The following is a 1,063-nucleotide window of genomic DNA, read 5'->3' as shown; positions in this document are numbered from 1 at the left end:
TACAATAAAGTAAAAAACAACCTTAGACGGTTGTTTTTTACGCAAGGAAGCCAAACTCGCAATGTTAAATTTGATCAAGTCAAATTTAACACCCTAAAGGCGCAGGTCTCGGTGCGTCAAATTCGGTTTCGTCGTAAATTTACGGCAAGCGATTTGCGCGCGTATTTTACCGCCTTTGCTAGGAAGCGGGGCGAATTTATAGCCGCGAAAGCAAAAAGCGGTAAAATGCGCTAAAAAAGGAAAATTTGCAAAATGAGCGAAAATTTACGAAATAGCAGTGCTGGCGGGCTGATTTTGGGTATAGAAAGCAGCTGCGACGATAGCTCGGTAGCGCTACTGGACATCGAGACCTTGGAGCTAAAATTTCACAAAAAAATCTCGCAGGATGCCGAGCACTGCGCATTTGGCGGGGTGGTGCCGGAGTTAGCCGCACGCCTTCATACGGCTGCGCTACCTAAAATTTTAGAGCAGATCAAGGCGGAGTTACCCCGCGTAAAAGCCGTCGCCGTCACGAATGAGCCCGGGCTCTCCGTGAGCCTAGTGGGCGGCGTCGCGATGGCAAAGGCGCTCGCCTCGTCGCTGCGCGTGCCGCTAATCGCGGTAAATCACCTCGCCGGGCACGTGTATTCGCTATTTTTATCGCAGGAGGCGCGGCTGCCTGCAGGCGTGCTGCTCGTTAGCGGCGGGCACACGATGGTGCTAGATATCGGCGCGGACGGGGCCGTGAGCGTGCTGGCTGCGACGATGGACGATAGCTTTGGCGAGAGCTTTGACAAGGTCGCAAAGATGCTGGGGCTGGGGTATCCGGGCGGCGTAGCGGTCGAAAAGGCGGCAAAGAGCGGGCGCGAGAGGTTTAAATTTACCGTGCCGCTGCTTGGCGATGCGCGCACGGCGTATAGCTTCTCGGGGCTCAAAAATCAGGTTCGCGTCGAAACCGAAAAGCTCGCCGAAAGCGGAAATCTCGGCGCACAGGATGTCGCGGATATCTGCTTTGCCTTTGAAAATACGGCTTGCAAGCATATCTTAAACAAGCTGGAAAAGATCTTTGCCGAGCGTAAATTCG

At 53.5% G+C, this 1,063-nt stretch carries 2 protein-coding genes; both read left to right on the top strand.

Features of this window, described 5'->3' with window-relative positions; all coding sequences use genetic code 11:
* The coding region (locus tag Q0338_RS04185; protein ID WP_298085660.1) for a hypothetical protein at positions 1-234 on the top strand (234 nt) is incomplete at its 5' end.
* Positions 235-288: 54 nt separating this feature from the next.
* Positions 289-1,063: tRNA (adenosine(37)-N6)-threonylcarbamoyltransferase complex transferase subunit TsaD (gene tsaD / locus Q0338_RS04180; RefSeq protein WP_298085661.1), on the top strand; the 775-nt coding region annotated here is incomplete at its 3' end.

The sequence above is a fragment of the uncultured Campylobacter sp. genome (assembly GCF_938018145.1).
GTDB lineage: Bacteria > Campylobacterota > Campylobacteria > Campylobacterales > Campylobacteraceae > Campylobacter_A.
This window is presented reverse-complemented; position numbering and strand designations above follow the sequence as displayed.